This window comes from Actinomadura sp. 9N407, from assembly GCF_044326315.1.
Lineage (GTDB): Bacteria > Actinomycetota > Actinomycetes > Streptosporangiales > Streptosporangiaceae > Spirillospora.
In genome coordinates this window covers 142633-167616 of sequence record NZ_JBIRAW010000012.1, presented here as the reverse complement: position 1 = coordinate 167616, position 24984 = coordinate 142633, and the positions used below count along the sequence as shown (strand labels likewise).

Annotated in this window: 24 protein-coding genes; 12 read left to right on the top strand and 12 right to left on the bottom strand. The window is 70.1% G+C overall.

From position 1 onward, the window contains the following. Positions 1-11 precede the first annotated feature (11 nt). The 3 genes from ACH34Q_RS21005 to ACH34Q_RS20995 form a co-directional block, all read right to left on the bottom strand. A complete protein-coding gene (locus tag ACH34Q_RS21005) occupies positions 12-1280 on the bottom strand; it encodes an ABC transporter substrate-binding protein (protein WP_395984688.1) in 1269 nt (422 codons plus the stop codon). A 65-nt stretch (positions 1281-1345) separates the two neighbouring features. Next, positions 1346-3730, bottom strand: a complete 2385-nt coding sequence (locus tag ACH34Q_RS21000; protein ID WP_395984687.1) for a substrate-binding domain-containing protein — start codon at positions 3728-3730, stop codon at positions 1346-1348. A gap of 214 nt (positions 3731-3944) precedes the next feature. Then, on the bottom strand, positions 3945-5141 hold the full coding sequence (locus ACH34Q_RS20995; protein ID WP_395984686.1) for an amidohydrolase family protein: 1197 nt from the start codon (positions 5139-5141) through the stop codon (positions 3945-3947). 209 nt (positions 5142-5350) lie between these two features. Between ACH34Q_RS20995 and ACH34Q_RS20990 the strand changes: the two genes are divergently transcribed. Then, entirely contained in the window at positions 5351-6439 is a 1089-nt protein-coding gene (locus tag ACH34Q_RS20990; RefSeq protein ID WP_395984685.1) for an S-(hydroxymethyl)mycothiol dehydrogenase, read from the top strand. After that, positions 6436-7065, top strand: coding sequence for an MBL fold metallo-hydrolase (locus ACH34Q_RS20985; RefSeq protein WP_395984684.1), 630 nt, complete (start codon positions 6436-6438; stop codon positions 7063-7065). The genes ACH34Q_RS20990 and ACH34Q_RS20985 overlap by 4 nt, the downstream gene beginning before the upstream one ends. A gap of 96 nt (positions 7066-7161) precedes the next feature. On the opposite strand, the gene ACH34Q_RS20980 is transcribed toward ACH34Q_RS20985, so the two are convergent. Then, on the bottom strand, positions 7162-7656 hold the full coding sequence (locus ACH34Q_RS20980) for an alcohol dehydrogenase catalytic domain-containing protein (protein WP_395984683.1): 495 nt from the start codon (positions 7654-7656) through the stop codon (positions 7162-7164). 18 nt (positions 7657-7674) lie between these two features. Between ACH34Q_RS20980 and ACH34Q_RS20975 the strand changes: the two genes are divergently transcribed. From ACH34Q_RS20975 to ACH34Q_RS20955, 5 genes are all read left to right on the top strand, one after another. Continuing rightward, positions 7675-7860 (top strand): hypothetical protein, encoded by a 186-nt coding sequence (locus ACH34Q_RS20975; RefSeq protein WP_395984682.1) that lies wholly within the window; start codon positions 7675-7677, stop codon positions 7858-7860. 8 nt (positions 7861-7868) lie between these two features. Continuing rightward, on the top strand, positions 7869-8882 hold the full coding sequence (locus ACH34Q_RS20970) for a TIGR03617 family F420-dependent LLM class oxidoreductase (protein WP_395984681.1): 1014 nt from the start codon (positions 7869-7871) through the stop codon (positions 8880-8882). 117 nt (positions 8883-8999) lie between these two features. Then, positions 9000-10589 carry a class I adenylate-forming enzyme family protein gene (locus ACH34Q_RS20965; protein WP_395984680.1) on the top strand — a complete coding sequence of 530 codons (1590 nt, stop codon included), beginning with the start codon at positions 9000-9002 and terminating at the stop codon, positions 10587-10589. A 200-nt stretch (positions 10590-10789) separates the two neighbouring features. Further along, positions 10790-11620, top strand: coding sequence for an SAM-dependent methyltransferase (locus ACH34Q_RS20960; RefSeq protein WP_395984679.1), 831 nt, complete (start codon positions 10790-10792; stop codon positions 11618-11620). A 275-nt stretch (positions 11621-11895) separates the two neighbouring features. Then, positions 11896-12804: a helix-turn-helix domain-containing protein gene (locus ACH34Q_RS20955; RefSeq protein WP_395984678.1), complete on the top strand. Its 909-nt coding sequence runs from the start codon at positions 11896-11898 to the stop codon at positions 12802-12804. 102 nt (positions 12805-12906) lie between these two features. Here the strand turns inward: ACH34Q_RS20955 and ACH34Q_RS20950 are convergent, their stop codons facing one another. From ACH34Q_RS20950 to ACH34Q_RS20930, 5 genes are all read right to left on the bottom strand, one after another. After that, the gene (locus ACH34Q_RS20950; RefSeq protein WP_395984677.1) at positions 12907-13500 is read right to left on the bottom strand and encodes a dihydrofolate reductase family protein; all 594 of its coding nucleotides are present in this window, start codon (positions 13498-13500) and stop codon (positions 12907-12909) included. Between the two features lie 158 nt (positions 13501-13658). After that, positions 13659-14240: a hypothetical protein gene (locus ACH34Q_RS20945; protein WP_395984676.1), complete on the bottom strand. Its 582-nt coding sequence runs from the start codon at positions 14238-14240 to the stop codon at positions 13659-13661. Between the two features lie 103 nt (positions 14241-14343). After that, positions 14344-15267: an RNA polymerase sigma-70 factor gene (locus ACH34Q_RS20940; protein WP_395984675.1), complete on the bottom strand. Its 924-nt coding sequence runs from the start codon at positions 15265-15267 to the stop codon at positions 14344-14346. A gap of 48 nt (positions 15268-15315) precedes the next feature. Continuing rightward, positions 15316-16083 (bottom strand): SDR family NAD(P)-dependent oxidoreductase, encoded by a 768-nt coding sequence (locus ACH34Q_RS20935; RefSeq protein WP_395984674.1) that lies wholly within the window; start codon positions 16081-16083, stop codon positions 15316-15318. Between the two features lie 170 nt (positions 16084-16253). Then, on the bottom strand, positions 16254-17015 hold the full coding sequence (locus ACH34Q_RS20930; protein ID WP_395984673.1) for a cytochrome P450: 762 nt from the start codon (positions 17013-17015) through the stop codon (positions 16254-16256). A gap of 175 nt (positions 17016-17190) precedes the next feature. On the opposite strand from ACH34Q_RS20930, the gene ACH34Q_RS20925 reads away from it, so the two are divergent. From ACH34Q_RS20925 to ACH34Q_RS20910, 4 genes are all read left to right on the top strand, one after another. Further along, positions 17191-17823, top strand: a complete 633-nt coding sequence (locus tag ACH34Q_RS20925; protein WP_395984672.1) for an alpha-ketoglutarate-dependent dioxygenase AlkB — start codon at positions 17191-17193, stop codon at positions 17821-17823. A gap of 106 nt (positions 17824-17929) precedes the next feature. Then, complete coding sequence (locus ACH34Q_RS20920; protein WP_395984671.1) at positions 17930-18595, top strand: siderophore-interacting protein; 666 nt, start codon at positions 17930-17932, stop codon at positions 18593-18595. A gap of 69 nt (positions 18596-18664) precedes the next feature. After that, positions 18665-19237, top strand: coding sequence for a TetR/AcrR family transcriptional regulator (locus ACH34Q_RS20915; RefSeq protein ID WP_395984670.1), 573 nt, complete (start codon positions 18665-18667; stop codon positions 19235-19237). A gap of 71 nt (positions 19238-19308) precedes the next feature. After that, on the top strand, positions 19309-21102 hold the full coding sequence (locus tag ACH34Q_RS20910; protein ID WP_395984669.1) for an alpha/beta fold hydrolase: 1794 nt from the start codon (positions 19309-19311) through the stop codon (positions 21100-21102). Between the two features lie 9 nt (positions 21103-21111). Here ACH34Q_RS20910 and ACH34Q_RS20905 read toward each other — a convergent pair whose 3' ends face one another. Then, entirely contained in the window at positions 21112-21681 is a 570-nt protein-coding gene (locus tag ACH34Q_RS20905; RefSeq protein ID WP_395984668.1) for a TetR family transcriptional regulator, read from the bottom strand. An 86-nt stretch (positions 21682-21767) separates the two neighbouring features. Here ACH34Q_RS20905 and ACH34Q_RS20900 point away from each other — a divergent pair, with 86 nt between their 5' ends. Then, complete coding sequence (locus tag ACH34Q_RS20900; protein ID WP_395984667.1) at positions 21768-22574, top strand: SDR family NAD(P)-dependent oxidoreductase; 807 nt, start codon at positions 21768-21770, stop codon at positions 22572-22574. Here ACH34Q_RS20900 and ACH34Q_RS20895 read toward each other — a convergent pair. Both ACH34Q_RS20895 and ACH34Q_RS20890 read right to left on the bottom strand, forming a co-directional pair. Then, on the bottom strand, positions 22571-23119 hold the full coding sequence (locus ACH34Q_RS20895; protein ID WP_395984666.1) for a hypothetical protein: 549 nt from the start codon (positions 23117-23119) through the stop codon (positions 22571-22573). The two genes, ACH34Q_RS20900 and ACH34Q_RS20895, sit on opposite strands and share 4 nt — an antisense overlap. Before the next feature lie 517 nt (positions 23120-23636). After that, on the bottom strand, positions 23637-24959 hold the full coding sequence (locus tag ACH34Q_RS20890; RefSeq protein WP_395984665.1) for an EsaB/YukD family protein: 1323 nt from the start codon (positions 24957-24959) through the stop codon (positions 23637-23639). Between the last annotated feature and the right edge of the window lie 25 nt (positions 24960-24984).

Genomic DNA, 24984 nt, shown 5'->3' with positions numbered 1-24984 from the left:
CACGCCACGAGTCAACGGCCTTCGGCGGCGCGGTAGAGGTTCTCCCTGAGGCCGGCCAGGCCCTGGTCGAGCCGGTCGGGGCGGGTCAGGACGTCGTGCAGGTTCGCCTGGAAGGTCGCGGAGACCTGGTGGTAGTACGGGCTGGTGCCGCGATTGCGCGCGTCTTCGATGCTCGCGCGCAGAACGCTCAGGTGCGGGTGGGCTCTCTGTAGGGCGGCGTCCTCGTACAGGGCCTTCCGGCTGGGCGCGAACCCGGCGCCTGTGAACAGTGCTCGTTCGCTTGCCTCGCTGCTGAGGAAACGCATGAACCGCAGTGCGGTGCGCTGGTTCGTCGAGCAGCTCGACAGGGCGAGGTTCCATCCACCCAGCGCGGACGGTGTCGGCAGCTTGGCGACGCCGAACGTGTCCGCCACGGGAGAGTCGTCCGCGCTCAGCAACTCGTAAGCGTAGGTCCAGTTGCGCATGAACAGCGCATTGCCGTCCTGGAACGTGCTGCGGCTGCGCTCCTCGTTGTAATCCGTCGCGTCCTTGGGGATCCACCCCGCCTGCACGCCCTGAAGCAGGCGCTCGAACCCCTTCCTTAGGGCGGCGGGCTTGGCGACGACCTCGCCATCAGTGCCGAGGACCCCGCCCCCGGTGTCCCAGATCTGTTCGAGGACGTTGACGGTGAAGCCCTCGTACCGGTCGAGCTGGGTGACGTAGCCCTGCATCTTCCGTGCGGGCGCGATGGCCTGCGCCTGCCTGCGCAACTCGTCCCAGGTTCCAGGGGCCGTGACGCCAGCTGCGGTGAGCGCGTCCTTGCGGTAGTAGAGGAGGCCGACGTCGGAACGCAGGGGGATGCCCCACAGCTTCCCCTTGTAGCGCACGCTGTCGAGCGGCTTGCTCAGGAACGCCTCGTGGTCGAACTCGTCCTCGTCCAGCGGCTCGATGTATCCCCACCGGGCGAACTCGGCCGTGTAGATGACATCGACGGTCGTGACGTCGAAGCACGAGGGACGCTCGCCCTCCGGTGCCGCCTCGGCGTCCTGCGCTCGCGCCACCACCTGGGCGCGCTGGTCGTCGCTGGACTCGGCCAGCTCCACCATCTCGACCTGCTCGCGCGGATTCCGGTCGTTCCAGGCCTTGACCAGCCGCTCGATCTGGGCGCCGCGGCTGGTGTCCCGGGAGTCCGCGAACACGATGGGGCCCGTACCGTCGCGATCCTCTCCCGAACCGCAGGCGGTGAGGAGCGCGGCGGCCAGCACGACGGCCACCGCTGCGCGCGACGGGCCCGGATCCATACGGTCCTCCAAGATCGTGAACGGGGCGGAGTGGACGGGACGGGGCGGGGCGGGGCGGATCACGGTCAGGGCGGCGTCCCCCAGAGTCCGGTGGCGATGCCGTCGAGGGCCTGCCGCATCGCGGACATGCCGTCGATCTCGTAGCAGGCGCCGCCGGCCGCCTGGGTGACCTGGTCGAGCCCGGCCGGGCAGCTCTCGGGATGGAACGCGATCACGTACACCCGGACCGGCTCGCCCGAGCCGATCTCCCCGGCGAGTTCGGCCGCCGCCCGGCCGGAGTCGACGCCATGGGTGATCGCGATGACCGCCCGGGTCGTCTCGTCCGGATCGCCGCCGTCGCGCTCGCGCATCTCCCGGATGGCCGCGCGCAGGGCGGAGATGAGGCCGGTGCCGTGCTCGGACGGCCGCAGCCCCGCCAGCCGGTCGGTGAGCCGCTCGATCCGCTTCTCGTCCGGCGCGCCGACCGGGACCAGTGAACGGTGGTCGCGGTCACCGTCGACGCCGTCCGCGAACTCCCAGAGCCCGATCTGGTCGTGGGCGCCGATCAGCGGCCGGGCCAGCCCGATCGCGTCGGCGGCGGCGGCCACCCGGGTGCCCTTGCTGTACGGGAACGGGGCGGCCATCGAGCGCGAGACGTCCACGGCGAACAGCACCTGCGCGGACTTGCGCGCCGTGTTCCACGCGTCCAGCAGCGGCTCGCCGTGGACCTGCCCGGTCAGGTCGATCGGGGGGAGCAGGGAGGGGATGTCGTCCTGCCGCTCGGTGGTCGTTCCGGATTCGTCGCGGTATCCGGCCTTCTTGAGGTACTCCTGGGCACCGGGTTGCCGCAGGTACCGGTAGAAGTCCTCGATGATGCGGCGGCGCTCCGGACCGGGCTGCGGCGTACGGGAGATCACGACGTAGGGGTGGTCGAGCAGCGGCATCCCCTCCTCCGCGTAGAAGGGCCGCAGTTCGGGCTGCCCGGCGGTGGCGCCGCCGCAGACCCCGCCGCCCAGCGGCGCGTCGCCGCGATAGTCGATCAGCGACTTCTCGGAGACCAGCAGGGCGGTCCGGCGCAGCTCGCCGTCCGGCGGCGACTCGCGCATCGCGCACAGCAGCTTGCCCGGCTCGTCGTCCTCCCGGGCGATCGACTTCTCCACGGTGTGCAGCCGGCTCGCGGCGTCGCCCCTGGTCAGTACCTCGCGATTGAGGACGCGGGCGTTCAGCGCGGCCTGGTAGAGCGCCACCGTCGCGGCCAGACCGGTACTGGACGCGCGCGGGCTGGCCCGTCCGAAGAAGTAGTCCTGCCGGGGCCAGCCGAGCATCGCGTCCCAGGTCATGGTGTGCCCGGACAGGGAGAGGCCGTCGGCCATCGCGGCCGGTACCGCGACGACGAGCCGCGAGGTCGTGACCGGACCCAGCACCCGCAGCCCCACGGTGCCGATCCGGTTGACGCGCAGCGCCTCGCGGGCCTGCTCGACGTCCAGCGACGAGTCGGGCAGCCACACGTCCGCCTCGTCCAGGGTCTCCTTGGGGTCGCGCATCAGCCACCCTTGCCGGAGTGCCTCCCGGGCGCCGCCCGGCGATGACGCGGCGACGACGTTCACGGCGGCCCTGCGGCAGCCGTCCTGGTCGCGCGTCTCGCGCTCGAACTCCAGGGCCAGGGCCCGTACGAGCGCCTCCTTCTCGGCGGAGACGCGGACCCGCAGCTGGACGGGATGCTCGTCGCAGGCCACGGGGCGTACCTCTCCAGGAACGCAGAGGAGCGCGGCGGCCAGCACCACCAGCGCCAGCAGCCTGCGCAGGAGGGGAGGGAACGGAATCATCCCGACCCACCGCCGCAGGCGTTCCAGGACGCCGCCGGTCTCGCGGGCACCGGCCGGAAAGCCCACCCAGGCGGTGACCTCCCCGACGTCCCGTACCTGCACCTTCAGCGGCTCGAACTCCTTCGCCACGGCCGGCGGGCCGTGCCGGATGACGTTGTCGTAGAACCAGTCCGAGGCGATGACGCCCACGCTCGCGCCGGATCCGCGGACCACGTCCTTGAACTCGCCGGAGTCGAGCAGGCGCGCGGTGAGGTTCAGCGAATCGCCGCTGACGCCGTGCGGATCGAAGTTCACCTCGCCCGCGTTCAGCGCCACCCTGAGCCGGATGGACGCGTCCCTGGAGGCGTTCCTGTTGTACGCCTCCACCGCGGTGACCAGGAATGGGAGCGCCTTCAGCAGCCGGCTCTTGGGAATGGACGGCCGGAACAGCCAGAACGCGCCGTCGCCGCGGTCCTCCTGATGGCGGTGGAAAAGGTTCTTCCACGCGAAGTACGGCAGCCGGGCGCGCCGGAACGCCCTGCGCAGGGACCGGTACATGCCTCTCTTGGCCGCCTGGCGGTCCCGATCGCTGATCTCAGGGTTGCTGGAGCCGACGATGTCGACCCAGAGGAAGGAGCGGTGCTGTGCGTCCGTATGGGAGGCCATGAATTGGGGTCACGGGGGAGGGGGCGGGCGATGGGCGTGAGCAGGATGGACGCAAGCATGGCCCGATCCCGAGCGGGGACTTCACATCGTGCACAGGAGTGTTCCCTCTGGCAACACCACTATGTCGATCGAGTCCATGCCGGATGTGGCCGCGGCCGGAATGTCCGGACATTCCACCCGGCGCCCTTCGTGTATTCCGCTCAGCGCCCCGTGTTCACTCGCCGTTCTGAACGGGGACGCCGGACTGGATGACCAGGCGGGCGTCGCCCCAGAGGACGGCGGGCGTCTCCAGCGGGTTGCCGGGCAGCACGAGCAGGTCCGCGCGCGCACCGACCTCGACGCGTCCCAGGTCGTCGCGGTTGAGCAGGCTGGCGTTCACCGAGGTGGCCGAACGCAGGCACGCCAGCGCGCCGGCCGCCTCGGTCTGCAGGCGCAGGCCGTTGAGCTGCTCGTTCTCCAGGTCGCCCATCAGGTCGGTCCCGAACCCGACCGGGACGCCGGCCTTGTGGGCCAGTTCGATGGCGGTCTTGCCCGCGTGCAGGACCTCCTGGTTCTTGGCGCGCCCGACGGCGGGCAGGCCGACCTCATCGGCCCTGCGGCTCATCGCGTCGTACGTCGCGAGCGTCGGGACGAGATAGGCGTTGTGCTCGGCCATCAGGCGGGCCGTGGCCGCGTCCAGGAGGTTGCCGTGCTCGATCGAACGGACGCCGTTGACCAGCGAGTGGCGGATGGCCTCGGGAGAGTAGGCGTGCGCCGCCACGTAGCTGTCGCGGCGGGCGGCCTCCCCGGTCACGGCCCTGATCTCCTCGGGGGAGTACTGCGGCTGGCGAAGCGGGTCGGTCGGCGACATCACGCCCCCCGACGTCATGATCTTGATCGCGTGGGCGCCGCGCCGGAACCGGTTCCGGACCGCGACCAGCAGCGCGTCCACCCCGTCCACGACCTCGTTCGAGTGGTGCCCGTGCAGGCAGAGGTCCAGGTCACCGGGGCGGCTGTCGCCGTGGCCGCCGGTCTGGCTGAGCGCCGGGCCGGTGTAGAGGTAGCGCGGCGACTCGATCAGGCCGCTGCCGATGGCCCTGGCCAGGCCCGGGTCACCGCCCGCGACGTCCCGTACCGTCGTGAAGCCCCGGCGTAGCGCCCGGCTCAGCCGTTCCGCGCCCTTCAGCGCGAGGTAGCTGAGCGGTCCGGAGTCGATCTCCATGCTGTGCAGCGAGATCCCGTACGCGTGGAAGTGCGCGTCGATCAGGCCGGGCGTCACCGTCCGGCCCCGGGCCTCGATCACCTGATCGGCGCGGGTGACCCGGTCACCGATCTCGGCGATGACCCCGTCGCGCACGTACAGCGAGGTCTCCCGCAGCTCCTCCGCCCAGCCGTCGAACACCAGGGCGCCGGTGATGGTCAGATCGGTCATACGATGCCTCCTCAGCTCACGGACACCCCATCATGATCGCTCTCACCTGCGACAAGAAACCGTCCGGCCACCTCATCGCGGCGAGCGGACCCGATCACCGAGGGACCTGGACGAGATTTCCGCACAGTGGAGGGAGTGGGGACCCGCACTCGCGGTGATCTCTATCGTGGGCAGCGGCGATGAGGCCCAGCGAGGAGAGTGAACGGTCGATGATGCATGAAGTACGCGGAGTGGTGGCCAGGGGCAAGGGGGAGCCGGTCTCGGTGGAGACCATCCTGGTACCCGACCCGGGGCCGGGCGAGGCGCTGGTGAAGGTGCAGGCGTGCGGTGTCTGCCACACCGACCTGCACTACCGGGAGGGCGGGATCAACGACGATTTCCCGTTCCTGCTCGGCCATGAGGCCGCCGGGATCGTGGAGTCGGTCGGCGCGGGCGTCACCGACGTCGCGCCGGGCGACTTCGTGATCTTGAACTGGCGGGCGGTGTGCGGGCAGTGCCGGGCCTGCAAGCGCGGCCGCCCGTGGTACTGCTTCGACACCCACAACGCGACGCAGAAGATGACCCTCGCCGACGGTACGGAGCTGTCGCCGGCGTTGGGGATCGGGTCGTTCGCGGAGAAGACGCTGGTGGCCGCCGGGCAGTGCACCAAGGTGGACCCGGAGGCGAGCGCGGCGGCGGCCGGGCTGCTGGGGTGCGGGGTGATGGCCGGGCTCGGCGCGGCGATCAACACCGGGAACGTGGGGCGCGGTGACAGCGTCGCGGTGATCGGCTGCGGCGGGGTCGGGAGCGCTGCGGTGGCCGGAGCCCGGCTGGCCGGAGCCGCGAAGATCATCGCGGTGGACCTGGACGACCGCAAGCTGGACTGGGCCAAGGGCCTGGGCGCCACCCACACCGTCAACTCCTCCGGGGTCGACGCGGTGGAGGCGATCCGCGAACTGACCGGCGGGTTCGGCGCGGATGTGGTGATCGACGCGGTGGGCCGGCCCGAGACGTACGAGCAGGCCTTCTACGCCCGCGACCTGGCCGGGACGGTCGTGCTGGTCGGCGTGCCGACGCCGGAGATGCGGCTGGACCTGCCGCTGCTGGACGTCTTCGGGCGCGGCGGGGCGCTGAAGTCGTCCTGGTACGGCGACTGCCTGCCCTCGCGCGACTTCCCGATGCTGATCGACCTGTACCGGCAGGGGCGGCTGGACCTGGACGCGTTCGTGTCCGAGACCATCGCGCTGGACGAGGTCGAGGCCGCGTTCACCAAGATGCACCACGGCGACGTGCTGCGCTCGGTGGTGGTGTTCGAATGACCGCCCGGATCGATCACGCCGTCACGTCGGGCACGTTCAGCCTGGACGGTGACACGTTCGACGTGGACAACAACGTCTGGGTGGTCGGGGACGACGCCGAGTGCGTCGTCATCGACGCCCCGCACGACGCCGAGGCCATCCAGCGGCTGGTCGGTGACCGGCGGCTGGTGGCGATCCTGGCCACGCACGCCCACGACGACCATGTACGGGTCGCACCGGAACTGGCCGACGCGACGGGCGCGAAGATCTACCTGCACCGGGACGACCTGCTGGTCTGGCGGCTCACCCATGCCGAGCGGCGGGCCGACGAGGAGCTCAGGGACGGCCAGACGGTCGAGATCGCGGGCACCCGCCTCGAAGTGATCCACACACCGGGCCACGCCCCGGGCGCGTGCTGCTTCTACGCCCCTGACCTCGGCGTCGTCTTCACCGGCGACACCCTGTTCCAGGGCGGGCCGGGGGCGACGGGACGCTCGTTCTCCGACTTCAACCTCATCGTCGCCTCGATCCGGGACCGGCTGCTGACGCTGCCGCCCGAGACCGTCGTCCACACCGGGCACGGCGACAGCACCACGATCGGTGCCGAGGCCCCGCACCTGCAGGAATGGATCGACCGAGGCCACTGACACCCGCACCACGCGCCTCACGTCGACTCGTGGCGTGTTCGCCTTTCCCTGCGCGGAATGAGGCGAACACGCCACGAGTCAACGAGGGGAGTGCCCTCAGGGGACGAGGATGGCGCGGCCTGTCACCTTGCCCTGGTCCAGGTCGGCCGGCGCCGCGACGTCGGCGGGCTCGAGCGACGGGTCGAGCCTGACCACGCTGCGGGCGCTGGTCAGCAGGTACTCGGCCATGCCGCCGTCGGTGTCGATGCCCGGGAACGCCGAGGACTCGCAGTGCACGTCGTCGCCCGCGCGGCAGGCCGTGCAGAGTCCGCAGGTGACCAGCGGATGCAGGATCGCCTTGTCGCCGACCTCGACGTTGGTCACCGCCGGGCCGACTTCGGCGACCCGGCCGGCGTTCTCGTGCCCGATCACGTAGGGCAGTGAGACGCCGCTCTTCTCTGCCCACTGCCCCTCGATGATGTGCAGATCGGTACGGCAGACCCCGGCGCCCTGAACCTGGACGACGACGTCGTGCGGCCCTTGCACGGAAGGGTCCGGGACGTCGTCGAGGGTGGGCGCCTTGTCGTACTGGTGAACCCGGACGGCTTTCATCGCCGCTCCTTCCGCAGGATGTCCTTCCGCAAGATGGCCGTCCTTCCCTTCCCCCACGTGCGCGAACGGAACCCGGCCGTGATGGAGTTGCACGACGCGTTCACGATCGAGGAGTTGCAGTACGTGAGGCCATGGGTTTGTGCGGGGAAGAGCCAGGACGGCCTGCAGACGGCGGGTTCGGCATCGGCGGCCAAGTCGTGGTGAGCGCGCCGATGCTCGTCGAGACCAGGCTGCACGGGGCTCTGGCGGACGCCCCGGAAGTGGCGGAACGGCAGGAGGCCGCCGGGTACGCGGGGACGTTCAGCAGGGAGAGCGACTCCGATCCGTTCCTGCCGCTCGCCCTGGCGGCCGGTCGCACGGAACGCATCGAACTCGGAACGTCGGTCACCGTCGCGTTCGCGCGCTCACCGATGACGCTCGCCTACACGGTGCACGAACTGCAGGCCCTGACCGGTGGACGGTTCGTTCTGGGCCTCGGTACGCAGGTACGGGGCCATATCGTGCGGCGGTTCTCGATGGGATGGGACGCGCCTGTCGCCAGGATGCGCGACTACCTGGACGCGCTCCGGGCCATCTGGTCTTCTTGGCGAGAGGACACCCCGCTCCACCACGAGGGGCAGTACTACACGCACACGCTCATGACCCCGGAGTTCGTGCCCCGTGCACACGACCATCCGGACCCGCCCGTACTGCTCGCCGCTGTCGGACCCGCGATGACGGAACTGGCGTGCGCGCAGGCCGACGGGCTGCTGGTGCATCCGTTCAGCGGCCCCGACTACCTGCGCGAGGCCACAAGGCCGCGCATCGAAGAGAACCTTGCCCGTAACGGCAGGAGCCTGGACGCCTTCCGAATCGCCGGATCGGTCATGGTGGCCACGGGACGGGACGAGGCCGAACTCGCGGAGTCGGTCGAGGCCTTGCGGGCTCGGGTCGCCTTCTACGGGAGCACTCCCGCCTACCGTCCCGTACTCGCACACCACGGCTGGGGAGACCTGGCCGACCGGCTGCACGCTCTCTCCAAGACGGAACGCACCGGCCGCTGGGAGGAGATGGCGCGGCTCGTACCGGACGAGGTCGTCCACACCATCGGCGTCGTGGCAGAGCCGGACGCGCTGGCCGCGAGAATCGCCGAACGCTACACCGGCCTCCTCGACCGGATCTCCCTCAACAACGCCGGCAAGATCCCGTCCCACCTCCTCGACGCGATATCCGCCCAGCTCCGTTGACTCGTGGCGTGTTCGCCTGTCTCACCGTCCCGGAACGGCGAACACGCCACGAGTCAACATGGGTGGGCGGCGCCGGTGCGGGTTTCTCGTCGCCGGGGTGTTCTCTATCTTTGGGAGGTGATCGTCGATTCCGGAATGGCCGCGCGCTACACCGAGGCCGGTTGGTGGTCCGACCGCTCGCTGAGCGACATGATCCGCGAGCACGCCTCGTCCCGTCCGGACGCCCCGGCCTATATCGAGCCGGGTCGCACCACGACGTGGGCCCGGTACGACGCCCGGGGCGACGCGGTGGCCGCCGCCCTCGTCCGCGCGGGTGTCGCGCCCGGTGACCGGGTGGCGCTGCTGCTCCCCGACTCCGCCGACTTCCACGTCGCCCTGCTGGGCACCGAACGCGCCGCAGCCGTGGCGGTCGGCATCGGATCCCGCGCCGGGGACGCCGAGATCGCGCACCTCGTCCGCCGTACCGGAGCCCGAACGCTCGTCACCCTCGCCGAGCATCGCGGCCGCGACATGGCCGGGCTCCCTGCCGCGCTGCGCGAGCAAGGCGCGACCGGCCTGGTGACCCACCTCGTCCTGGACGACCTGAACGACCGCGCGGAGCCGGTGACCGGCCGCCGGATCGGGCCGAACGACCTGTGGCTGCTCAACTCCACGTCCGGTACGACGGGCCTGCCCAAGTGCGTCACGCAGTACCAGAACCGCTGGATGTACTTCAGCCGGCTCGCCTTCGAGGCCGCCGGCCTGGGGCCCGACGACGTGTTCTTCGGTGCCGTCCCCGCGCCGTTCGGATTCGGGATCTGGACGGCGCACGTGGCGCCCACGATGCTCGGCGCACCCGTCGTGGTGCTCCCGGCGTTCAGCGCGGACGAGATGATCCGCATGATCGAACGGGAGCGGGCCACGGTGCTGTGCGCGGTCAGCACCCAGTTCCGGATGCTGCTGAAGTCGCCGCTCGCCGGGACCGCCGACCTGTCCTCGCTGCGCGCGCTGTTCACCGGCGGCGAGGCGATCCCGTACGAGTCGGCCGCCGAGTTCGAGGAACGGACCGGCGCCGTCGTGCTCAACTTCTTCGGCTCCAACGAGAGCGGCGCGTTCAGCCACACCAGCCGGCACGACACGCGCGAGCAGCGGCTCCGTACCGGCGGGCGCGTGATCCCCGAGATGGACGTGCGCCTGTACGACGACGAGGGACGCGACATCACCGGGACGGGCGGGCCGGGCCAGCCCGGCGGCCTCGGCCCGCTGCTGTCGGCGGGCTACTACGACGACGAAGAGGCCAACGCGCAGCTCTACACCGAGGACGGCCATCTGCTGATGGGCGACCTGGTGACGATCGACGCCGACGGCTACCTGCGGCTGGTCGGCCGCAAGTCCGACATCATCATCCGCGGCGGGAAGAACATCAGCGCGGCCGAGGTCGAGGAGGCCGTCGGCACGCACCCGGCCGTCCGGCTCGTCGCCGTCGTTCCCGTACCGGACGAGTTGTACGGCGAGCGCGCCTGCGCGGTCGTGTCCCTGCTTCCGGGAGCGGACCTCACCCTGGAGGCCCTCGCCGGACATCTCCTCGGGCGAGGCGTCTCCAAGGAACTGCTGCCCGAGCATCTGCTGATCCTGGACGAGCTGCCGCAGTCGTCGGGAGCGAAGATCGCGAAGGGGCAGGTCCGCGACCTCGCGGTAGAGGCCGTCCGCAGCCGCCAGAACGGCTGACCGAGGAAGCCGAATTATGGTCGGCCGATACGGAACGTCTTTCTTACGTACCGGGAGGTATTTGAACTCCCGGCGGCCGTGGGAAGGTGCCGAAAGGTCCACGCCGACGGTCCGAATCGACGATTCTCGGCGGACCCGCCTGATGCCCCCTAGGTTGGGGACATCAGGCGACACGACGGATTGGAAGGAGATGTCGGACCGTGCAGGACGACACTCCCCGCCCCGCGCAGGATCCTCCCGACGACAAGGATCTTCCCTCGAAGATCAACACCGAGATACCGCATTCCGCCCGGATCTGGAACTACTGGCTCGGCGGCGTGGACAACTACGAGGTCGACCGGATCGCCGGGGACCAGTACGTCGCGGTGTTCCCGGAGATCGTGGAGCTGGCCAGATCCAGCCGCTACTTCCTGGCCAGGGCGATCCGCTTCCTGGCCGGTGAGGCCGGCGTCCGGCAGTTCCTCGACATCGGCACCGGCCTGCCCACCGTCGACAACACCCACGAGGTGGCGCAGCAGGTGGCCCCCGACTCGCACATCGTCTACGTCGACAACGACCCGCTCGTGCTGGCCCACGCCCGTGCCCTGCTGACCAGCACTCCCGAGGGCAGCACCACCTACATCGACGCCGACCTGCACCAGCCCGAGAAGATCATCGAACGGGCCCGAGCCTCGCTGGACTTCTCCCGGCCGGTCGCGCTGATGCTGATGGGCGTCATGGGCCACATCGTCGACGACGCCGAGGCGCAGTCGATCGTCCGCCGCCTGGTCGCGGCCCTGCCTCCGGGCAGCTACCTCACGATGTCCGACTCGACCGACGACAATCCCACGTTCAACGAGGCCCAGAGCGGCTACGACGACACCGGCGCCGTTCCGTACCGGCTGCGCCGTTCGGAATTCATCAGGGCCTATTTCGGCGGACTGGAACCCGTCGACCCGGGCATCGTCCCGCTGCTGCAGTGGCGCCCGGAGGTCGAGGCGTTCGACGCGAAGGACGACCCCACATTGTGCGCGGTGGCACTCAAGCGATAAAGGCTCGGTGGCGTCGGACGATAGGTGCTTGTTGAACGAGAGGCGCGCGGTGGTGTTCGAACGGTAAGAGGGCGGTGGCTTTCAAGCGTTAAGACCGCCATGCCCCTTGAAGGGGCAGGCAGGAGCCGACACTCTCGGCGGAGCGACCGGTACGAGTTTTTCAGACCGTCGCAATAGATCTTCGTGGTGCGTAGGGTCGTGGGCGCGGCCGGCGCATGCCGCGAAGCTATAGTGAATGAGGTTCTGTACCAGTCGTCCCCATTTGAGGAGCCGCCATGGTCTCCGTAACGACTGTGAGCGGCGCGCCGAGCGGAAGCCGTCCGTCGCCGGCCTCCTCGCTCGCCCAGGGCGACCCGCTGGTCCCGCGCATGCTGCTGGGAAAGCGGCTGCGCGAGCTGCGCGAGGCGCGCGACCTCTCCCGTGCGGAAGTGAGCATGCGCGTCGGCGCCTCCCCGTCCAAGGTCACCCGCCTCGAACGCGGCGACTCCCAGGCCCGCCCGGAGGACGTCGCCGAACTGCTCGCCGCGTACGGGCTCCACGACGAGGCCGAGCGTTCCACCCTCCTCACCATCGCCGAGCAGACCGACGCCCGCGCCTGGTGGTACCGGTACCGCGACGCCGTGCCGCCGTCCATGCGCCGCTACCTCAGCGCGGAGGAGGGCGCACGGCTCGTCCGCTGCTTCGACGACCGGTACGTTCCCGACCTGCTCCAGACCGAGGCCTATGCCCGCGAACTGCTGCGCAACGGGCACTCCGCGGCGTCCGAGCGCGCGACGTCCCGGCACGTGGACCTGCTGGCCAGGCGCCAGCGCTTCCTGCGCCGCCGACCGCGCCCGCTGAACCTGTGGGTCGTCCTGGACGAGGCCGTGCTGTGGCGGCCGGTCGGCAACGCCGCGACGATGCGCGACCAGCTGATCCACCTCACGCAGATCTGCTGGCGTCCCAACGTCACCGTCCAGATCGCGCCGTACAAGATCAGGGACAGCGTCCCGGCGGCCCGCCCGCTCACGCTCGTCCGGTTCCCGCAGGTGGGGCTGCCCGACCTGGTCCACCTGGACGGGACGTACCCGAGCAGGCAGGCCGAGATCGAGCGGCACTGGCACATGTTCAACACCCTGGTCACCGAGGCGGCACCGCCCGAGCAGACGCCGAAGATCATCGAACGGATCCTCGCCGACCGCTGAGGCCGCTGAGGCCGCAGCCGAGCCCTGGTCGGCTGAAGCCTGATCGCCGCCGCCTGGCCCGCTAAAGCCCGGTCGCTGAAGCCCGGCCGGGGGAGCCTCGTCCTAGCGCACGCGGTAGGTCAGGTGGCTGACCAGTTCGGTACCGCTCATGCCGACCGGCACGAGGTCCAGGTCGCCGACGTCGACGAACAGCCGCTCGCCGGCACCGAGGACGACCGGCGCCACGTGCAGCCGCAGCTCGTCGAGCAGCCCGGCGGCCAGGTACTGGTTCACCGTGTGGGCGCCACCGGCGACCGAGACATCACGTTCGCCGGCCGCCTCTCGCGCCCGCTCCAGCGCCGACTCGATCCCGTCCGTCACGAAGTTGAAGACCGTCCCGCCCTTCATCGTCACGGGCTCGCGCGGGTGGTGGGTGAGGACGAACACCGGCGCGTGGTACGGCGGCTCGTCGCCCCACCAGCCGGTCCAGTCCAGGTCCCAGGCACCGCGCCCGGGACTGAACATGTTGCGTCCCATGATGTACGCGCCCGCCGCCGTGATGCCCTTGATGACTTCGGCGTGGGCCTCCGGCTCCTCGAACATCCACCGGTGCAGGCACTCCTCCGCACCCTCGCCGAGCGGGTTCTCCAGGCTCTGGTTCGGCCCCGCGACGAAGCCGTCGAGGGACATCCCGATGTCACAGGTGACCTTGCTCATCTCGACCGTCTCCTACCGTTGTCCGCCGCCGGTTCAGCCGTCCGCGCGACGTGGTCCTGGCGGCCCTCCGATCGTGGCCGCTCATCCCCTGGTCGGAGCGGACGACACGTCCTCGACATCCCAGGCTCGTTTCTTTCGCCTGTCTTTGTTCGGGCCGGTCAGCGACGTGGCTCTTCGTGCACGCTGAAGCGGGACGTGAGCTTGTCGACGAGTCCTCGCAACAGCGCGGCTTCCGCGGGCCGGGGCGCCGGAGCGGGCAGTTCGGCAGAGGGGTCGAGGAGGGGCGACATCAGCCGGCCGAGCGGCTGGGCGGGGTCCAGCGCCTGACGTGCCGAGTCGTCCCCCGCCCAGGCACCCGCGTCGAGGAGCAGCTCACATGCCTGCGCGGGCCAGTACGGATCCCGGCGTCCTGTCGCCCACGAGTTCGGCGTAAGGGCGACCAGGTCCCCGGAGAGGAAGTACTCCTCGATGCCGGCCAGGGTATAGGCGTTGATGTCGTCCACTTCGATCTCCAACTCACCCGCCCTGGCAGGTCGCATGACCTTGGGCCAGGTCGATGCGGCTTCGAGATCGTGCCCGGTCGCCCCCCAGTTCGCGATCCAGGCCGCCAGTCCTCGTTCGGTACGGAAGACCTCGATGCGGCCCTGCGAGCCCAGGAACACCGGCGCATCACGCAGGTAGCAGCGCAATGTATAGAAGTCGCCGTCTGCCGTGGCGATCCGGATCGGATCGATGCCCACGCCGTTCCAGAACTCCAGGTTCTCGCGGGTCTGATCGCTTCTGTAGATGTCGTCCCCTCTCGAAACCCGGCCCGCCGGCCCTGGAGCGCAGTCGGCTCTCCGGTCAATCTAGGGGCCGGTGAGCCTGGCTCGCCTCGCGGAGGGCCGCCCAGGCGTCCGCTACGGGACCGACGTGCCCGAGCTTGTCCGGATTGTTCACCGTGCGGATCGTCTGGATCCGCCCGTCGAGTACGTCGAGCGCCCAGGTACTGAGGACCTGGCCGTCCCGGGCGCGGAAGATCGCGCCCGGCTGGCCGTTCACCTGCTGCGACTCCACGATGCCACCGCCCCTGACGACCATCGGGACGAACGCCGCGAGCACCCGGGCCACGTTCACGGCACCGAGGATGACGGGCTCCCATTGCGGGGCCTTGCCGCCGCTGTCGCCGATCATGTGAACGTCGGCGGCCAGCAGCTCGGCCAGCCCGTCGACGTCCCCTTCCCGGAAGGCGCCGAAGAACCGTTCGGCGAGTTCCTCGCGCTCCTTCCGGTCGGCCTCGAACCGGACCCGGCCCGCGTCCATGTGACGCCGCGCCCGCACCGCGAGCTGGTGGCACGCCGCCTCCGATCGCCCCACGGCCGACGCGATCTCCGGGAAGCCGAAGGCGAACACCTCCCGCAGCACGAAGACCGCGCGTTCGAGCGGGGTCAGCCGTTCCAGCAGGAGCAGGGCCGCCATCGACAGCGAGTCGGCCAGCTCCGCCGACCGCGCCGGGTCCTGGTAGGGATCGGTCAGCAGCGGCTCGGGGTGCCACGGCCCGACGTACTCCTCGCGCCGGACGCGGGCCGAACGCAGTACGTCGATCGAGATCCGGGTGACCACGGTCGACAGGAACGCCTTGGCCGACGCGGGCTGGACCGGGGATGCCTGGTAGCGCAGCCAGGACTCCTGGACCGCGTCCTCAGCCTCGCCGACACTGCCCAAGATCCGGTAGGCGATCGAGAACAGCAGCGGCCGCAGCTCCTGGAACTCTTCGGTCTTGGTCAAGCCGGCTCCTCCTTGCATCGCTGCCACCACCAGGTGCCCGGGCCACAATCACCAGGGCAGCGGGCCGTCCTCGCTGAAGAAGCCGGCGGTCGGCCCGTCCGCGCCGAGCGTGGCGAGGCGCACCACGACCGCGGCGCCCTGCGCGGGGGTCAGGTGCCCGCTGTGGTCGTTGCTGTCGGTGTCGACGAAGCCGGGTGCGACGGCGTTGACCAGGACGCCGTCCTTGCGCAGCTCGTTGGCGTACTGCACGGTCAGCGCGCTCAGCGCGGACTTGGAGGGCGTGTACGCGGCCGACGGCATCAGTGCGGCGAAGGGCCCGTCCGGGTCGCTGGTGAGGGTCAGCGACGCGGCGTGGCTGCTGACGTTGACGATGCGCGGCGCCGCTGACCGCCGCAGCAACGGCAGCATGGCGTTGGTCACCGCGATCACCCCGAAGACGTTGGTCTCGAAGACCGTCCGGACCATGTCCAGATCGACGGAGCTGGGGACCTGATCGTAAGCGTTCTGCGGCGAGACCTGCCCGGAGCCGGTGATGCCGGCATTGTTGATCAGCACGTCGAGGCGGCCGAAGCGTTCCTCGACCAGCCTCGCGGCCGCCCGGGCGGTGGCCTGGTCGCTGACGTCCAGGGTGACCGCATGCACGTCGCCGCCCGCCGCGCGCAACTCCGCAGCGGCCTCCTCGCCGCGCCGCGGGTCCCTGGCCCCGACCAGGACCGTCATGCCCAGCGCGGCGAGCTGCTCGGCAGCCGCACGGCCGATCCCCTTGTTCGCTCCGGTGACCAGCGCGATCTTCTGGTGTGGCGCGTGCTCGCTCATGGCCGTCTCCCTGCTGCAAATGGTGTGTCCTTCTCAGAACCCGAGACGAGACAGCCCGGCCATCCATGACATGCGGGCAGGGAAACGGCGAAAAAAGTCGGGAAGTCAGGCTTCAGGGAAGCCGGCGAGGTACTCGCCCTCGGACCGACCGAGGACGCGAAAGCCCAGGCTCATCGCATCGCCTCCACGGCTCCAGCGGCGATCTGCACGGCGTGGACGGCGCCTGGGCAGGGTCGCCGACCCGAGCCGAAGGTGAGATGGGTCGGCCCGCTCCGGCCTGGATCGAATCGTTCGGGCTCGGTGAAGACGGCCGGATCCCGGTTCGCGCTCCGCACGTCCAGGACCACGGGAGTGCCCGCGGTGATCCGGCGCAGCGCGGGAACGGGCGGGGCGAAACGCAGCGTCTCACCGACCAGCGACTCGGTGTCCCACTGGTTCGGGCCAGAAATTTCCCGGCCGAGTGCGAGCGTGGTCTGGACGAGTGTGGCGGTCGCTTCACATGCCTGCACGAGGATCGCGATGCGGTTGGCCACGGTCTCCTCCGGTCCCGGCCCGAGGAGTTCGACCAGCGCCGCGACCGCCGTGTCGGCGCCCGGGGGGCGATCGTCGGCGGTCAGATAGCCGGCGGCCGCGACCGGAACCGCGGCGGTCAGCGTGTCCAGATCGGTGACGCCGAGGGCACGGCCGAGGACGGCGACCGCATCCGGGCGGGCCCGGGCCGCACGGCGAAGATCGGCCGGATCGACACGGGCCAGTTCGCGTTCCACGATGGCGCGGCGCCTGCGGTGGGTCTCGCCCTCGCTGAAGCGGCACACCGTGCGACGCAGCCAGTTCAACGTGCCCGGGCCGCCGCCCCCATCAGCTCCGACGACGGTAAAGCCCGGATCGGCGAGGACCGCGGTCACCTCGGCATATCGCGTGAATTTCTGCACGTTCGCGACCATAGGCCGAGGTCGTTTCGACGGTGATCGAAGGAACGCCCCCGGGTCGGCCAACTCGGGGGGTGAACCGGCTGGCTGACGCACCCAGTCAGACGGGCATGGCGGAACGAGGACCTGGCGGGCATTTGATCGAACGTATGTTTGACTCGGTGGGTAGGGTGGGGTCATGAACGGCGCTTTCCAGGGCTCGCTGCTCGACTGCTGGGACGATGAGACGGGCCCGCGCGAGCTCGGCTCGACCGTCCAGCGGACCACGCTGTCCCATGGAGCCTGGATCGACACCCGTCCCGGCTGGATGGCGGGCGCCGACGCCCTGTTCGAGCGGCTGTCGGAGACGGTGCCGTGGCGGGCCGAGAGCCGCCGGATGTACGACCGGGTCGTGGACGTGCCTCGCCTGCTCTCCTTCTACGACGAGGACGCCCCGCTTCCCGACCCCTCGCTCGACCAGGCGAAAGAGCTTCTCAACGCGCATTACGAGGAGGAGTTGGGGGAGCCGTTCCGTACCGCCGGCCTCTGCCTCTACCGGGACGGCCGCGACAGCGTGGCCTGGCACGGCGACCGGATCGGGCGCGGCAAGAGCGAGAACACGATGGTCGCGATCATCTCGGTCGGCGCCCCACGCGCTCTCCTGCTGCGGCCCCGTTCCGGCGGCCCGGCGATCAGGCATGAACTCGGGCACGGGGATCTCATCGTGATGGGCGGCAGTTGCCAGCGAACCTGGGACCACGCCGTACCCAAGAGCACCCGCGCCACCGGACCCCGGATCAGCATCCAGTTCCGCCCGCGCGGCGTTCGCTGACGCCTTCGCCGGCGGAGACGTTTGCGGACTGGCCCTGGCCTGGCGGTAAGACGCGATGTATCGTGACTTTTCGTTACGCGACATATCGCATCTTGGAGGGTGTGCCGTGCGCCTGCGCGACCTGTTCTTCGTCACCGGAACCATCGAGAGCACCGGCTTCCTCGCCGGCCGGATGCGCCGGCTGCGGATCGCCTGTCCTGCCCAGTCCTGGAAACCTGGCCAGCAGATCCGGATCAGTGTGGACGGCCTGATGACCCGCCGCTCGTACTCGATCTGGGACGGCGACGACGACGGGCTCGAGCTGTGCGTCCTGGACCACGGTGACGGCCCGGGGGCGCGCTGGGCTCGTACGGCGGAGCCGGGCCAAGAACTCATCTTCACCAAGCCCGAAGGCTCCATGATCCCGCGCCCGGCGCCGTACCACCTGTTCGTGGGGGAGGAGACGGCCTCGGTCGCGTTCGGGCCGATGCTCCGTTCGCTTGAGGGCTCGCCTGTTCATGCCGTCATCGAGGTGGACAGTCCGGACGAGTGCCTGCCTCTCAAGGACGTGAAATGGCTCTACCGCGAAGGCGCCTCGGCCGCGTCGTCGGAGCCCCTGGTCGAAGCCGTCCGGAACCTTGCTCTGCCTGCCGAGCCTGGTATCGCGTACGTCGCGGGCGAGGCTCGTACCGTTCAGGCTGTACGGGCACATCTCGTCAACGATCGTGGCTGGGACAGGCGGTCAGTCCTCACCAAGCCGTTCTGGACTCCAGGTAAGAAGGGCATGGAGTGACCGGCTTGGCTCTCGCGGTGCCGGTGGGTCCGGCTGGACAAATTATGCAGACCGGTCTAATTTGAGCGCATGGCGGTCAAGGGAGATCAGACACGGGCGCGGCTGATCGACGCCGCGCGCTCGCTGGTCGAGACGCGGGGCTACTTCGGTACGGGCCTCAACGAGGTGATCCAGGCGGGCAAGGCGCCCCGCGGCTCGCTCTACCACCACTTCCCCGGCGGCAAGGATCAACTGATCGCGGAGGCCCTCGCGGTGTCGGGTGAGGAGATCGACACCCTGGTCCGGAGCCTCGCGGACGACGCCCCGAGCGCCACGGACCTGATCGAGGCGGTGCTGGACGCGCTGGCCGACCGGATGGAAGAGGCCGGCTACGCCAAGGGATGCCCGATCGCCACGGTCGCCTTGGAAGTGGCGGCCACCAATGACCCGCTGCAGAAGGTCTGCGCGGAGGTGTACGAAGCCTGGCAGCGGGCACTCGCCGATCGCCTGGTCGTCGATGGCCACGCCCCCGATCATGCCGATGACCTGGCCTGCTCCCTGCTCGCGCTGATCGAGGGAGCGCTCGTCCTGGCCCGTGCCAGCCGTAGCCGGGTGCCCATCGAACGGGCCCGACGCTCCGCGGCCGTCCTGCTCGGCGCCTGAATCCCACGTTATGAAGGCCCTCGTCTTCGCACGTCTACAAAATATGCAGACCGGTCTATTAGGAGAACCTCATGGCCAACGAACCCGACACCCTGGTCGTCGGCGGCACAGGCCTCATCGGCCGATGGCTGACGGCGGAGCTACTCGCACAGGGACGCTCCGTCGCCGTGACGATCCGAGGCGGGCCCGCCCGCGGCGATGAACTGCGTACCTGGCTGTGTGAGCACGGCATCGACACGCACGCGCTCACCGTCATCACGGCCGACCTCACCCAGCCGGAGCTCGGACTCGCCCCAGGCGACCAGGACCAGCTGGGTTCCGTACGGGACGTCTTCAACGTCGCCGGCGTGTACCGCTTCGGCCTGGGACGCGACGAGGCCCGGCAAGCCAATGTCGACGGCGCCCTGAACGTTCTGCGCTGGGCCGGTACGCGCCCACACCTTCGGCGCCTCGTCCACATATCCGGCTACCGCGTCGGGATGGACGAGGCCGTTCCCTTCCCTGACTCCGAGGAGGAGCTGAGCAAGCTCTACCGACGCTACGGCGCGTACGAGGCGTCCAAGCGCGAGGCTCACGCCGCAGTTCAAGCCACGGCCGCGCAGGAAGCGATCCCCCTGACCGTGGTCAACCCCGCCACCGTGATTGGGCACTCGGTCACCGGTGAGGCCGGGCAGTACATCGGCCTGGCCGACATGGTCGAGAAGCTTTGGAACGGACGGCTCCCGGCACTGGCCGGCACGCGGCGTACGTTCATCCCCGTGGTGACGGTCGATCACCTCGCCCGCTTCCTGGCCGCCGTACCCGAGCACGACCAGGAGCCGTACCGCGCGCACTGGGTCCTCGACGACGCGACGCCGGATCTGCCCGACCTGATCGCGCTCCTGGCCCAGCACCTCGGCGTGCGTGCGCCACGCCTGGTCGTGCCGACCGGCCTCGTACGACGGCTGCCCCGCGCGCTCACCAAGCTGGACCCCGAGACCCTGCCGTTCCTGTCCGACGACCGCTACGACACCTCGTCCGCCGACGCCCTGGGACTCAGCCACCCGCCCGTTCAGGACGCACTTCGCCGGTGGGCAGACCGGCTCGTCGCGGAACGCTTCGGCCGCGCCCAGCCGCCGCTGAACGGAGCACTCCACGCCATCTCCGGAACGCAGACCTATCTCGCCGGTGATCGCATCACTCCCGAGTACGTCCTGCTCCACGGCCTGCCACTCAACGCCGAAGCGTGGCAAGGCGTACTGCCTGAGCTGGACGGCACCGCCCTGATCGCGGATCTCCCAGGGCTCGGCCGGTCGTCCCCGTCCCCGTCCCCACGTTCAGCCGACTGGCTCACCGAGCTGCTTGCTCCCGTACAGACCCGGCCGGTCCTGATCGGCCACTCGGCAGGCACCGCACCGGCCCTGCGCTACGCACACGCCCATCCGGAACGGGTCGCCGGCCTGGTCCTCGTCTCGCCGTACTTCCTCCAGCGCCGCCCCCGGTGGCACCTGCGCACACCCGCGCTCGTCGGCCCTGTACTCCGGACGGCTTCACCGCAGCGGCTCGCCAAGCTCCTGCTCGGCTCCGCAGCCACCGACATCCCCGCGCTGAACGAAGCAGTCGCACAACTACGGCGTCCAGGTGTCGCCCGCCGCACCGCGCGATGGCTCGACCGCGCACAACGCCGTACCGAGCGCGCCGAGCTACAAGCACTGCTCGCCACCTGCCCGGTGCCGATCCGCATCATCACCGGAGAGCTCGACCCGCTCACCCACGACGTCGTCGCCGCCGTGGTGACAACCATCCCGGGAGCCGGCCACAACCCCCAGCTCACCCATCCCGCCCAAGTGGCCGCGGCCGCACGAATGGCCGTCCAGATCGGTTGACCCGGGGCCTCAAGCACTCCCCGACATGGGCCGTCCTAGCAAGGCGCTGGCGACAGCCTCAACATGCGGAGCCAGGTCACCGGCCTCAGCCTCGCTCAACGCGGGTGTGCCGACCACCGACCGCAAGATCCCCAGTCCGACCAACCACGCACTCAACAACTCAGCCCGCAGCTCCGCGTCCGGCCCCTCGGCGAGCTCTTCCAAGGCCTTCACGTAGGTGTTGCAGACCTCTTCACGGATGCGCAGCCGGGCATCTTCATGGGCGCTCGACCGCAACATCGCGACCAGCGGGTGCTCGCCCCCATGACTCGACCAGTCCTTGAAGATGACGGTGCTGACCATCCGAGCGACGAGCTCCTCCGCCGGCCCGTCCAGCAGATCCGGCTCGTCCCCGGCCATGGCCTCGTCGAACAGCCCCTTCTTGGACCCGAAGTACCGAAAGATCAACGTCGGATCGACCCCGACCTCACGCGCCACGTCCCGAACGCTGGTCGCGTCGAACCCGCCCTGAGCGAACCGCAGCCGCGCGACCTCCAGCAGCCGCTCCCGGGTAGCGGCCCGATCCCGCTTCCGCGTCATGAACTCTCCTAGTCATCGACCGTTGACATAGTAGCGGGGCATGGTGCTAGCGTCCTAAGTCAGCGATCGATGACTTAGGAGCCCGCATGAAGGACCTCGTCGTATCCGGCGGCACCACAGGCATGGGACGAGCCCTGGCCCTGCACTACCTGGCCAAGGGCGCCCGCGTATCGGTCATCGGGAGCAGCCCCGCCAAAGGCCAAGCTTTCCTGGACGAGGCCTCAACCGACCGCGCCGCGTTCATCCAGGCCGACCTCACCTCCGTCGCCGAAAACCGCCGGGTCATCATGGAGGTCACGGCCCGCCACGACTCCCTGGACGCCCTGGTCCTGTCGGCCATGCGCCACTTCCCCAAGCGCGTCGAGACCCCGGACGGCTACGAAGGAGTCTTCTCGCTCTACTACGTCAGCCGCTTCCTCCTCAGCCACGGCCTCACCGACCTGCTGGAGAACGGGGCGGACCCGGTCATCGTCAACATCTGCGGCCTCGGCGTCACCAAGGGCGAGATCCACTGGGACGACCTGACCCTGAAGAACAACTACGGAGCCCTCCGAGCCATGCTCCAAGGCGGCCGAGCCACGGAGCTCCAAGGCGTCGCGTACCCCCAGCTCCACCCAGACGGCCGTACGCGCTACCTGCTCTTCCACCCGGGCTTCACCGACAGCGGCACCGACTCCCTCAGCCAGCCCCTCAAGACCGCCATCAAGCTCCTGGCCCGCGTCGCCGCCAAGTCCCCAGCGAAAGCCATCGAGCCCATCATCGATCTCATCGCCAACCCGCCAGAGAGCCGCCTCTTGGCCTACGACCGCGGCAAGCCCGTAGACCCGTCCCTGAAGACCCTCAACCCCACCAATGCCATGCGCCTGTACGAGATGACCAGCGATCTTCTCTAAAGGAGCACCGCCGCGATCTCTAGCAAGATGTCCTTGACCGGAACGCTGACCAGCGCAGGGTCGACCACACCACCCTGGGCCAGATGGGGATCGTGCGGCATCGCCAGGACGTGGGGGAAGGTGGCCCGCAGCCGCGCTCGCATCTGCTCGTCGCTCTCCGGCATGAGGATCGCCATGGCCGACGCGGCCAGGTCGGCGCGGCCGATGGTTCTGAGCCAGTCGAGAACGAGCGGCATCCGCTGAACGGCCGTCGGCAGGCCGGTGACCACCATCCGATCAGCGATCTCGGCCGCTCGAGTGAGCGCGACGGGTGTCCTGCCTGAACCGGCGTCGATGAGGCTGATGGCGTGAGAACGCTCGACGAGAGCGGAGAGGGTGTCGTACTCGGTGGGGTGCAGATCGCTCGTGGAGCCGGTGCGGAGGAGATCCAGCCCGTGCGGGGTCGAGGACGTGAAGTGCTGCACATCCAGCGGTTCCCTGACCATGGCGCCGTACCGTGCGAGGTCCTGGGCGGTACGCGAGGCGCGCGGAACGTGCCCGCGCACCAGCCCACGATCGCCGGGACACAGTTCCAGTGCGATCACTCGATCGTCGCGGAGCGACGCCAGGAGGTCTCCAAGGCAATAGGCAAGGGTCGTCGCTCCCGACCGGGGCCGAACGCCCAGGACGATGACCCGCCGGTGATGTCCGACCGGAGCCTTGATCCTTCTCACGTACTCGGCCCGGCGGGGATCGGGGAGGCGAGGCGCCCGAGTCCCCACGGAAGCCGCGGGCGGCCGGGCGGTCGGACCGATGAGCAGGACGTCCGTGACCGCAGCCGGTCTGCTGGGTGCAGGTGCGGCCGGTCTGCTGGTTCCGGGTCCAGATCCGGGTCCGGCCGGTTTGTTCAGCGCGGGCCCGGGCTCGGCCGCCTGAGGCGCGATCGTCGTATCGGGTGCGTAGCCATCGCTGACCGCGCTCGCGTCGAAGCCGGCGTCCCGTGCGTCGAGGGCGCCGGTCAGGATGGAGAACAACGACGGAACGTCGCCGGTCGTCCGGTCCACACCGCCCATGGCCTGCCTTTCAGGAACCGCCGAGCCCGGCCGCCCAGGCGTAGGCATTGAAGACACCCAGCAGCAGCGGGCCACAGGCGATCATCGCCAGCAACTCGACCCGGTCGAGGATCGTCCGCAGGCGAATGCGGGTGATCTCCGGGAGTCGTACGGCCGCGCAGATCGTCAGTACGAGCCCGACCGCCAGCGCGATCGCGGTGGGGAGCGCCGGACCCGGTACGTGCTGGACCTGGGCGAAGGCGACGGCGAGGAGGCCCATGACGGCCGCCGCCGTGAGCACCAGGATGTGGGACGCGTGGCCGAAGGTACGAGCCCGCAGCCACAGGACCGACGCGAACGTCACCGCGGTCGCGAGCGGCCAGAGTCCGGACGCGCCGGCCAGGACGGCGAGCGCGACGGCACAGGGAACGGCGAGGCCGGCCAAGGTCCAGGCCAGCGTGGTACGGGCATGCCGCGCGGCCGCTTTGACATCGTTGCGGCGGACGGCGCCACCCGCCATGACCTGGTCGGCGATCCGCCCGAGCCCCGTTCCCTCGACGGCCGCCCGCGGCAGGAATCCGGCCACCACGATCCCGAGCAGGACCGTGGTGGCGGCGCCGCGTACCACCGGCAGGCCGAGCGCGACGGGCCCCGACCACGCCGCGACGAACAGCGCAGCGCATCCCGTCCCCGCTGTCACGGGCGCCAGCGGGGGACCGAGCCACAACGCGGGTACGACGGCGACGACCAAGGCCAGGGCGCCGGCGCAGACGGCGCCCGATCGTTCGAGACCGATCAACTCGGCGGCGGCCACCGCGAACGAGACGACGAGGACGATCAGGCCGTACGCGAGCCCGGTCGCGAACGGGATGCGCAGCAGCCGGCGCGCTGAGACGGCGGTGCCGGCTGCGATCCCGGCGACGGTGCCGATCGCGGTCATCACCTGGGTCGTTGCGCCGTATCTCCAGATGAGCACCGGCCCGAAAAGCCCGAGCCAGATGGCCAGGATCGCCGCCGAGGTCGCCTGTGTCAGTGCGGGACTCCAGGCCCCCGGCGCCGCGTCGGCCAGCGCCGCCGCGTCTTCGGCCGCGTCCTCGGAGTACGGGGCGAGCGGCCCGTCGTCGTCCGGCCGCAGGTAGAGCGTCTCGCCGTCGAGGACTCCGGCCGCGCTCAGCGAACTGTCGGGCGCCAGCGGACCCTTGACCGGGTGTTCGAGGACCCACCGGCGCGGCCGTTCCGCGTCCGGGGCGCCGATCAGACGCAGTGTCTCGGCGACCGTGACGTCACCGGGAATGGACATGTCCACTCGTGCCGCGGGGCCGGCCACGGTGAGTCGCGTGAACGCCCCGGTCATGACCGTTTCACCTGGACCTCACATA

Bases quoted from the DNA above. Each gene is read 5' to 3' on its own strand.
- ACH34Q_RS21005 (WP_395984688.1), bottom strand. From the start codon at position 1,280: ATGGATCCGGGCCCGTCGCGCGCAGCGGTGGCCGTCGTGCTGGCCGCC.
- ACH34Q_RS21000 (WP_395984687.1), bottom strand. From the start codon at position 3,730: ATGGCCTCCCATACGGACGCACAGCACCGCTCCTTCCTCTGGGTCGAC.
- ACH34Q_RS20995 (WP_395984686.1), bottom strand. From the start codon at position 5,141: ATGACCGATCTGACCATCACCGGCGCCCTGGTGTTCGACGGCTGGGCG.
- ACH34Q_RS20990 (WP_395984685.1), top strand. From the start codon at position 5,351: ATGATGCATGAAGTACGCGGAGTGGTGGCCAGGGGCAAGGGGGAGCCG.
- ACH34Q_RS20985 (WP_395984684.1), top strand. From the start codon at position 6,436: ATGACCGCCCGGATCGATCACGCCGTCACGTCGGGCACGTTCAGCCTG.
- ACH34Q_RS20980 (WP_395984683.1), bottom strand. From the start codon at position 7,656: ATGAAAGCCGTCCGGGTTCACCAGTACGACAAGGCGCCCACCCTCGAC.
- ACH34Q_RS20975 (WP_395984682.1), top strand. From the start codon at position 7,675: ATGTCCTTCCGCAAGATGGCCGTCCTTCCCTTCCCCCACGTGCGCGAA.
- ACH34Q_RS20970 (WP_395984681.1), top strand. From the start codon at position 7,869: ATGCTCGTCGAGACCAGGCTGCACGGGGCTCTGGCGGACGCCCCGGAA.
- ACH34Q_RS20955 (WP_395984678.1), top strand. From the start codon at position 11,896: ATGGTCTCCGTAACGACTGTGAGCGGCGCGCCGAGCGGAAGCCGTCCG.
- ACH34Q_RS20950 (WP_395984677.1), bottom strand. From the start codon at position 13,500: ATGAGCAAGGTCACCTGTGACATCGGGATGTCCCTCGACGGCTTCGTC.
- ACH34Q_RS20935 (WP_395984674.1), bottom strand. From the start codon at position 16,083: ATGAGCGAGCACGCGCCACACCAGAAGATCGCGCTGGTCACCGGAGCG.
- ACH34Q_RS20925 (WP_395984672.1), top strand. From the start codon at position 17,191: ATGAACGGCGCTTTCCAGGGCTCGCTGCTCGACTGCTGGGACGATGAG.
- ACH34Q_RS20915 (WP_395984670.1), top strand. From the start codon at position 18,665: ATGGCGGTCAAGGGAGATCAGACACGGGCGCGGCTGATCGACGCCGCG.
- ACH34Q_RS20910 (WP_395984669.1), top strand. From the start codon at position 19,309: ATGGCCAACGAACCCGACACCCTGGTCGTCGGCGGCACAGGCCTCATC.
- ACH34Q_RS20905 (WP_395984668.1), bottom strand. From the start codon at position 21,681: ATGACGCGGAAGCGGGATCGGGCCGCTACCCGGGAGCGGCTGCTGGAG.
- ACH34Q_RS20900 (WP_395984667.1), top strand. From the start codon at position 21,768: ATGAAGGACCTCGTCGTATCCGGCGGCACCACAGGCATGGGACGAGCC.
- ACH34Q_RS20890 (WP_395984665.1), bottom strand. From the start codon at position 24,959: ATGACCGGGGCGTTCACGCGACTCACCGTGGCCGGCCCCGCGGCACGA.